We start from the raw sequence: 9,032 nt of genomic DNA on the forward strand, positions 1-9,032 counted from the left end.
GAAGCCGAAGCCGTAGTTCAGACGTTCCCTAAGGCAATCGGGCGCTGCCATCTACGCAGGGAACTTTCCATTTAGAATAGCGCGTCCAAATCGGTTTCGATGAAGGGGAAGTGCTCCTCGATCATATCATCCGAGAAGCCAGAAAGTAGAAGGCCGTTTGTTTCGAGAAGCAATGTGTCGTGCATGGCTTTCCCTTGATAGAATTTTGCGGTTCTCGGGTCCCGCTGTGCACACAGGGAAAGCGCCATCTCCACACCTTCTCTCCCCATCCTTCCGAGTTCCGTGTGGACAACGCTTCGGGCAATGTGCGGGCCGCACTCGATGTGACGTTGCCAGAGGTTCGCCACTCGTCGGTTCGACATGTGCCTGCCATTCGCATGAGCAAATAGAGCCTGTCTCGACTGAAGCGCCTCCTTTCGCTTTAGGCCGAGAAATTCTACATCGCATCCACGCAACAGCAGGGCGTCGAGAAATGGCGTGACAAAGTCACAAATTTCCCCGTGGAATTCCGTGCCACACTTACTTGTGCGCACGTCGAGCCGATACCGCTGCCCAGTATGGGTCACATGAACCCCCCAAAGCAGATTGGTATCTTTGACACGCAGCGGGATCAGCGAGAAAAGCGCCATCGTGGCGGCCGCGTTCAGCTTCGCCACGCGGAGTTCGAGGGATCGTTCGTTTCGAGAGGCTGCGAGCAAGTCAATGGCGCGCCCGAGCACACTCTCTACCGAGCCCAGCTCGTCCAGTCTGGCAAACTTTTTCGGGATATCTGCCTGCTTCTTGCGGAAAAAATCCTGCTCTACGTTGCGCAGGTCTGCCATGATCCCTCGATCGAGGCCAAGCACCTGCGCAAACCGTCTGAGGGCGGAAATATTGATCTCGATCGTCGCGTTTGTCGTTCCGCGTCCCTTGAGCTCGTTCACAAGCGCTAAGGCCGTTCCTCTGTTGATCTCGCACGGCAGCTCGAGGTCCTGGCAACAGAAACATAGCGTCCGGAGCGCAGTCTCTACAGTAGGGAGAAAACCCGGCGAGAGCGGTGTGCCTTCGCCGCCGCCGGCTTCCACACCAGCGAGAATTTTTTGCCACTCCGTCGGCAAGGCGGAACTGCTCACCGACTTCTCGAGCGGCCAACTGGAACGCACTTTTCTCCCGGACCCGAACCGTCTTGCCCGTAAGGCCGAAATCGCCAGGTCGAGTTCTTCCGCCACCCACGGAATTTGCGGGACCTCCAGCTTGTGGAACGTCGCCTTGAGTGCGGTTAGCGGGACTTCCGAAGCCCACTTTCCAGCGAACTCGATGTAGTCCTGCGATCTGGGATAAAGGACATCGCGATCATGGAGATACTTCAGCCACTCATCAAGGCGGCTGACCTCATGGATGTGCAGCCTGTCCATCCTGCTCTGCGGCAGGAACGGCAGCCACCACTCGGCTTGCAGGATCTCGCTCCTCATTCGGACGCCATCGACGCGTCGCCTGTGGTCGACCACGGCCGCGTGCAATTCCCCTCGCAAAAATCCACGATCTGGCAACACGCGGAGAAGAGATTTTTGAAGGTCGGCCAGGACGCCGCGGGTCGCAACATCCGCGGCGAAATCCAGGAAGACAAAGCGATCAACATGCGGGACGTCGCAACCCTTCAACCAGCACTGAAAGCGCTGGATCCGAAGGGTGTGCTTGCCACGCGGTCGGTCCTCCGGTTCGATCCTGAGGAGATCGCAAGACGATATCGGGTCATGCTGCACTGGGAAACTCCTTCGTCAGTTCCTGCTGGCCTGCGAGCACCAGCTTTTCGTGATCGATCCAGGCGTAAATGTCCCGGCAGACCGCTTCCGTGTCACCGAGACGCGCAGCGACGAGAGACCAGTTTCCGGGGTTTTCAGCCACGAGGATCGAGGCTTGACCGTGACGGAACATGTGCGGGTTCAGGCCGGGAAACCCACATTCGGCTGCACAGTCGGACCACCACGACTTGAACGTTGCGTAGGGCAGAGGCCGCCCCTGTTTCTGGACTGCCGGAAAGAAATGAACGTTGTCCTGATGGTCGCCAAAGAGCGGCCGGATGACCTTTTCATACCAGCGAAGCGTTTCCAGGCCGCGCAACCGGCTTGTTGCCGATATCGTCGCAAAGATCGGCTTTCGGTTCTTCACGAACGCAGGCGGGATCGTGATGCGCCCATCGTCCGCCTTGCGATGTCCGAGGCAAAGCCAGGCGGCGCTGCCGCGGAAGGTCGTCATCAATACGCTCGAAACACGCGCCGGGATCGCGTCGGTTTCCAGGGCCGCGAACGCCGCACAAGTCCCGAACCGACGCGCCCTCTCGAGGTGCCGCTCGGCTTCACGGCCCGTCGTCATCTGGGCAGCTTCGAGGTGCAGGATCGCCTTTTTCCTGAGCTGGATGTGGAGAGACAGGAACCGGATTCGCGCGTTCATGTCGGTTACGACATTCCGACAGAACGAGCGGACGTGCGGGGACATCTCGGTCCGACTGCGGCGACCGGCCTTCAGCCATGAATCCGTCTTCAAAATCATCCTGACGGAAGACGTGTCTTCACCGTTGCGCTCCAGAAGCGGAATAAGGCATTCGAAATAGCCTCGAGCGGTTCGAGGCGTGATGGCGCCGGCTCCGTTATTCTTGTACAGGTCCCGCAGAAATTGAACGACGGCAACCAAGACGCGCTCGTCGAACGCAGACGCGATTGTGAACAACTCAGCGAGCTTCAAGCTGTCGGCGCGTTCTGCCGTCGTGAGGATTTTCTTGGCAGCATTGAGATAGGGCGTGGGAGAAACGCCGCCCATAAAGGCGTTGTCTGTTATGGACCAACGCCCCCTTGAGGCCAGGTCAACCCAGGTTTCCAACTCTTGCATCAAGGGGGCCGGAATCGCGACTTGCTCGACGCGTTCTGGCCGAACGAAGTCGATGGGCTGTGCTGGCAGGATGCTTTCTACGCGCCGATCTGTCATCGCGCGGGACTGGTCGATGAGGCAGAGCGCTTCTACAACAGCGTCCTTTGCCGCTTTCGTGGGGGCCGCGCGGTAAAGGCACAAAGCGAGGTCATGGTCGATGTCAGTTACGCGAACATCCAGCTTTCTGGCGGTATCCGCGCAGCTTTGGACACAGATGAGCTGCTTCGGATGAATCTCAAACGGAGAGGGACGGTCCTTCTCTGCGATTTGCTGAAGCACAGCCAGAAGCCTGGCCCAATCGTCGCGCCGCGCCCTGCGCTCCTTCTGAGCCGCGATGATGCCGGTCGCGCCATTGATCGCCGCCGAGACGTTGCGCTTCCAGCGCTTGGCAGCGCAGAAGGTCTTGCCCCAGGAACGAGCATAGTCCCTGTTTGGAAACATGCTCTGAAACTGCGCCGTGCAAGCCGGAATTCGGTCCGGCGCCCGACCGATCAGCCTTGCCGCCTTCCGGACGGCTTGCGCATAGGTTCGCCGAGCCGTTTCCCCGAGAGGGCATTCGTCGCGTTCGAGCCACTCGAGCACATCGTAAAAAGTCTTTGCTCCGGCTGCTTCGCCGCCAAGGCCTCGGAAACTATCTTCAAAGGGATCGAAAGTCATAGGTGTCATTTCCTTGATTTGGCCGTTCATCGTTCAGATTGGCCGTTCTTGGTTGTGACGAAGCGGAAATTGACAGGCAGCCTGCAAGAAAAGCCGCAACAATCTTGCCGGGTGGTTGTCATCTTTTCCGTTCTTCGTCGGGGGTGTCATTTAATCGTTCCCGGTGGCCGCAGATCGCGTTGCAGCCCACGGATCGAATGAGTTGCACACGGGCTTCCGACGCCGGGGCTTCGAGACTTCAGGCGAGATCATTGCCGTCGTCGAGGCGCGCTTGTAGTGAGGCACAGGCAATCCTGCCTGCCAGGCGCGCAACGGTGCCCTTCGCCAGAGCATTGGCTTTTTCCGTAGCGGGATAGGGTCGGGAAAGCTCGCATCTGGCTTTGCCAAACCCCGTCGCCTCGCAGAGCGCGGCGACTCCCCCAAGATGCCTGCGACGTCGTCCGCCGTGCAGTGTGGCAGCTTCAGTTCGTCCCAGCGCGATCGTGGAGGCGGCGCGAGCCCCTCGGCTGCCCAAATGGAAGACCACGCGTATCGGCCGCCGACGTTGCGGACGCCGATTTTCCGCGCGAGCTCACGGGCAGCCCTGGCGGAGGGCACTCTCCAATACATAGCGAGCTCTTCGGCGCTCGCCGAACCCGGGTCCTTGCTGTTGGTCTTCATGCCCCAACCTCCTTCTGGGAAGGAGATCGGATCGTGCAGACCCGGCCGGAAACGATCTTGGCAGATTCAAGGGCGCGTTCGGCCTGCGCGGCCTCACAAAACGCTTGACGCGTCCGAGGGCGCTTTTGCTGTAGGGGAAATTGACCAGATCTTGCCCAAACTCGGTGCTCCTCAGTGCCTCTCAGTGCCACTTGAGCCGGTTTTCGGGTGTGGTAAGGTTTTTCAGAAGAAGGGCAGAATCGCCTTGTAATCCCTATGTTTGCTTGGCTATACGCGTCGACGGAGACGTGGCCGAGTGGTCGAAGGCGCTCCCCTGCTAAGGGAGTAGGCGGGAAACCGTCTCGAGGGTTCGAATCCCTTCGTCTCCGCCACCCTACCTCATTTCCGGATTTCTCCGAAGCTCCGCTGGTGGCGATTTCGCCAGCGGAATAGGGCCATCGACGCCAAGCATCTTGCGCTTCGGCTTTCTTCGATTACCTTCAATCATGCCCGTTGCGTGGTATGAAACGAGGTACGCCGATGGCTCACATCTCAGGAAAGTTGACGAAGGTGCTGGTTCGGTCGCTCGGGCCGGGGCGGCATGCGGACGGCAACGGGCTGTATCTCGTGGTTGATCCTTCCGGCGCGCGGCGCTGGGTGGTGCGGGCGACGATCAAGGGGCAAAAGAACCGAGCGGGCAAGCCGCTGCGGACAGATTTCGGGCTCGGGGGCGCTGACCTCGTGACGATACACGAAGCGAGGGCGCGGGCTCTGGAATACCGCCGTCTTGCGCGGGCCGGGCTGCATCCGAAGTACCACGGCGCAAAGGACATCCCGAGCTTCGAGGAGGTCGCGCGCCAGGTGCATATCGACCGCCTGCCGAGTTGGAAGAATGCCAAGCACGGCGCGCAGTTCATCACCACGCTTGAAACCTACGCCTTCCCGAAGATCGGGCGCTTGCCGGTGGACGCCATCGGCCAGCCCGAGGTGCTGGCTGTGCTGTCGCCGATCTGGACCGAGAAGCACGAGACCGCACGGCGGGTCTCGCAGCGGATCAAGACGGTTCTGGACGTGGCGCGCTCCAAGGGCTTCCGCGAGGGCGAAAACCCGGTCACGGCGATCCGTGACGGTGGCGTTCTGCCGAAGGTGAAGGCGCGGCCCAAGCACCATACCGCGATGGACTGGCGCGACGTGCCCGAGTTATACGCGGGCCTCGCCGGGCGCTCGGCAATGGCAGCAAAGGCGCTGATGCTCACCTGCCTGACGGGCGCGCGCACCTCCGAAGTGCTGGGCATGCGCTGGGAGGAGATCGACACCGAGGCGCGGCTCTGGACCTGCCCGCCCGAGCGCATGAAGGGCGGAGAGGCCCACCGCGTTCCGCTAACAGACGAGATGCTGGCGATCATCGAACCGCTGCGCGAGATGCAATCCGAATACGTCTTCGAGGGTCAGAAGCGGCACCGGCCGCTCTCCAACATGGCGATGCTGATGCTCCTGCGCAGGATGAACGTGGAGGGCGTCACGGTTCACGGCTTCCGCTCGACCTTCCGCGACTGGGCGTCCGAGGTGGCGAACGCACCGCGCGAGATCGCGGAAATGAGCCTTTCGCACCGAATCGGATCGGCCGTGGGCGGGCCTATGCGCGGTCCGACCTGCTGGAGAAGCGGCGAAACCTCATGGAGCGCTGGGCGCAGTACGTGACCGGAGGCGAAGGCACCGTGATTTCCTTGCCTAGAGCGCAAGAAAGTTAATGCGGTAAGGTCCCGGGTCTACGACCTTCCTGCAACCAAGGCCGATTCAGACAAACCAAGAACATCCCCTTGCGCTGCAAAAAGGGTCGCGCGAGTGTACCTTCATGCAAGCAAATCAGCCCCCCGTGCCCGAACAGACCGACGAAACCGAGCAACTGCACCGGATCGTGGATCGCATGCTGGAAACGTTCGGCAAGACCAGCCCGCGTGTGCCGCGTGGACTTCTGGATTCACACGGACCGCTCGACCTTTCGAAGCCCAATCAGCACGACAACAAGGCCGAGTTCTTGCGCGAGAAAACGATCGTTGAAACGAGCCTGCAGCATGTCGAGGGATTGCTCGATACCCTGGTTTTCGATGTCGAGGATGAGCAAGAAACTGCGCTGCAAGAGCGCATTTATCCAGTCATGGGGGCCAAGCTGCGGTCGGCCGTCGCCTCTACTCCCTCGGAAGGTGTGCTCGGCATGCTTCGGGGAAATCTTGCCGAGTACGGCCAGTTCTACGCGACGCTTTGGGTATTCATGGACCTCTCGACGGCTTTGAGGTTGCGTATGAAGGAGTTGGAGGATCAGGAGGCCAGATTTTGGAGTCTGCCCCATAGGGCCCCTGACTATCATGCGCGCGCAGTCGCATTGCGTCTGGCGAAGTTGTACGCGCGCGAGACGGGACAGCGCCCGACATACGGAACCTCGGGGGAAACGGGCGATCCTTCCACGACATTCTCGCGCGCTCTGCGCGACGTCTTCAAGATGGCGGGCATCAAGAGCGGCGTTCGGACTTATGCCGAGTGGGCGATTGAGCAGCTTGACGAATCCGACCTCCAGGCCCCGCAGAACGCCCTTGGGTCGATCCTGGGTATCGCTGGTGCGGGCGCGTCATCCGTCAGCAGCAGGAACCTTATGGCAGAGACTATCCGGCGGAGAAGGGGCGAGCGTTAAGGGCTTACCCCACAGGCAAAGCTGCATTTTTTCGAACGAAACGCGACGTGATCGGGTGGCTCCGAGCAGCAATCAAGGAGCCTCAAGATGTCGCAACTCTTCGATCCGAGCCGGGCCTACGTTCTCGGCGATCCAGAGCTGGAGATCATCGGCGACCGCGCCAAGCTGGCGCAATGGCGCCACAAGGGGATCGGCCCGGCCTATTACCGCCTCGGGCGCAAGATCCTCTATCGCGGGGCCGACCTCAATGCGTGGGCGGAGGCGAACCGCGTCGATCCGGGGCGGGAGGCAGGCTAGTGCCGCGCAGGGTCTCGCCCGCCCGGATCAAGGCGAACCGCAATTACGAAATCGAGGAATGCGCGGAGGCGCTCGGGGTCACGCCGCAGACGGTCCGCCAGTGGATCAGGCAGGGGCTTCCCGCTCTCACCGAACGCCGTCCCTACCTCGTTCTCGGCTGGCAGGTGAAAGGGTGGCTCGGCGCGCGCCAGGTCAGCCGTAGCCGTCCGCTGCAAGACGGCGAGTTCTTCTGCCTCACCTGCAAGGAGCCGCGCCGTGCGGCCTTCGGCCTGACCGAGCGGACCGAAACGGCGGACGGACGGCCCGTGCTGACCGGCTTTTGCGAGCGCTGCGAGGCGCTCTGCCGCCGCTTCCTGTCCCGGACCTGACCTCCGGGGCGGGCACCGCCACAAGGCGCATGCGACAACACTAAACGAACCTCCGGCCCCCGCCTCAAACCATCACTTCGGACAGGAGCCCGACACATGGCCCAATTCCATGCGGAAAACGAACGGATCAAGCGCCGCTACCTCGGCTGGATGAAGGAGGCGGACGGCAAGGACGAGAGCACGCTCGACCAGGTCGCCGCCTTCCTGCGCGACTTCGAGATGGCGCTCGGCTGCAAGCCGTTCAAAGCGTTCCACCGCGACTGGGCGCGGCGCTACAAAACCCATCTCGACAAGTGCCGCCATCACCGCACCGGCAAACCCCTAAGCCTCACCACCCGCGATGCGCGGCTGCGCCAAGTGAAGGCGTTCTTCAAGTGGCTCGCCTCGCAGCCGGGCTACAAGTCGCGCGTGTCCTTCGCCGATGTGGAATACTTCAACAACACCGCCAAGGACGCACGCGCAGCGCACGCCCAACGCCCCATACCGTACCCGTCGCTGGAGCAATGCGCCCATGCCTTCCGGCAGATGCCATCGGACACCGAGACCGAAAGGCGCGACCGAGCCATCTTCGCGGCCCTGATGCTGACCGGCGCGCGCGACGGGGCGCTGGCCTCGCTGCGGCTGCGCCACGTCGATCTGGCAGAGGGGAAGATCATCCAGGACGGGCGCGAGGTGCGGACCAAGGGCGGCAAGAGCTTCGAGACGTGGTTCTTCCCGGTCGATCAGATGTACCGCGAGTGCTTCGAGGATTGGGTGCGCGAACTGCGCGAGAAACGCCTCCACGGCCCCGCCGACGCACTCTTTCCCAAGGTGACTATCGCTCGCACGGCGCAAGGCTTTGCCAATGGTGGGCTCTCCCGCGAGCCCTACGCGAACGCGCAGACCATCCGCGACGTCATCAAGACTGCCTTTCGCAATGGAGGAATGGAGGAGTTCACGCCGCACAGCTTCCGAAAGACGCTTGCCTTCCTCGGAGACGGCGTGTGCGACACGATGGAAGCCCGCAAGGCGTGGTCCCAGAACCTCGGACACGAGCACTTGGCAACGACAGTCAGCGCTTACATGCCGGTCAGCCGTGAGCGCCAAAAATTCTTAATCTCAAACTTGTCAAGCTAGAAACATGTATCGACCCAGCGGAATCTGCTCAGGTTAAGCCGCTAATTCGAACGTCGCGGCGGGTGTCTTCATGCCGAGCGCCTGATGCGGTCGGCGGGTGTTGTAGAAAGCGATCCAGTCGCCGATGGTGCGGCTCGCGTGGGCGAGGCTCTCGAAGCGCTGCCGATGCACGCACTGCTCTTTCAGCGACCGGATCAGGCGCTCCATCATGCCGTTCTGCTGCGGACAATGCGGCGTGATGAACTCTTGGCGCAGGCCGTAGCTGCGGACCATCTTTGTGTAATCCCGGCTGGTGAAGACGAGCCCGTTGTCGCTGCGCAGGAGGAACTCCGTGTCGACGCGGCCGAGCGTGCCGAACCGGG

At 61.5% G+C, this 9,032-nt stretch carries 8 protein-coding genes and 1 tRNA gene; 6 read left to right on the forward strand and 3 right to left on the reverse strand.

Translation table 11 applies throughout. The features are described 5' to 3' along the window. Positions 1–71: 71 nt before the first annotated feature. Together F3H57_RS07290 and F3H57_RS07295 are read right to left on the reverse strand one after the other, a co-directional pair. Complete coding sequence (locus tag F3H57_RS07290) at positions 72–1,742, reverse strand: hypothetical protein (RefSeq protein WP_149755221.1); 1,671 nt, start codon at positions 1,740–1,742, stop codon at positions 72–74. Continuing rightward, the gene (locus F3H57_RS07295; protein ID WP_149755222.1) at positions 1,732–3,561 is read right to left on the reverse strand and encodes a site-specific integrase; all 1,830 of its coding nucleotides are present in this window, start codon (positions 3,559–3,561) and stop codon (positions 1,732–1,734) included. Before F3H57_RS07295 ends, F3H57_RS07290 begins: the two co-directional genes overlap by 11 nt. Positions 3,562–4,502: 941 nt before the next feature. Between F3H57_RS07295 and F3H57_RS07300 the strand changes: the two genes are divergently transcribed. From F3H57_RS07300 to F3H57_RS07325, 6 genes are all read left to right on the forward strand, one after another. Then, positions 4,503–4,592, forward strand: a tRNA-Ser gene (locus F3H57_RS07300). 148 nt (positions 4,593–4,740) lie between these two features. After that, positions 4,741–5,901: a tyrosine-type recombinase/integrase gene (locus F3H57_RS07305; RefSeq protein WP_149755223.1), complete on the forward strand. Its 1,161-nt coding sequence runs from the start codon at positions 4,741–4,743 to the stop codon at positions 5,899–5,901. 175 nt (positions 5,902–6,076) lie between these two features. Continuing rightward, on the forward strand, positions 6,077–6,889 hold the full coding sequence (locus F3H57_RS07310; RefSeq protein ID WP_149755224.1) for a hypothetical protein: 813 nt from the start codon (positions 6,077–6,079) through the stop codon (positions 6,887–6,889). 87 nt (positions 6,890–6,976) lie between these two features. Next, a complete protein-coding gene (locus tag F3H57_RS07315; RefSeq protein WP_149755225.1) occupies positions 6,977–7,186 on the forward strand; it encodes a helix-turn-helix domain-containing protein in 210 nt (69 codons plus the stop codon). Further along, positions 7,186–7,554 carry a MerR family transcriptional regulator gene (locus F3H57_RS07320; RefSeq protein ID WP_149755226.1) on the forward strand — a complete coding sequence of 123 codons (369 nt, stop codon included), beginning with the start codon at positions 7,186–7,188 and terminating at the stop codon, positions 7,552–7,554. The genes F3H57_RS07315 and F3H57_RS07320 overlap by 1 nt, the downstream gene beginning before the upstream one ends. Before the next feature lie 96 nt (positions 7,555–7,650). Next, entirely contained in the window at positions 7,651–8,670 is a 1,020-nt protein-coding gene (locus F3H57_RS07325; protein WP_149755227.1) for a tyrosine-type recombinase/integrase, read from the forward strand. A gap of 33 nt (positions 8,671–8,703) precedes the next feature. On the opposite strand, the gene F3H57_RS07330 is transcribed toward F3H57_RS07325, so the two are convergent. Further along, a partial coding sequence (locus tag F3H57_RS07330) for an integrase core domain-containing protein (RefSeq protein WP_149755228.1) occupies positions 8,704–9,032 on the reverse strand: 329 nt, incomplete at its 5' end.

This window comes from Roseivivax sediminis, assembly GCF_900112685.1.
In the GTDB taxonomy this organism is placed as follows: domain Bacteria; phylum Pseudomonadota; class Alphaproteobacteria; order Rhodobacterales; family Rhodobacteraceae; genus Roseivivax; species Roseivivax sediminis.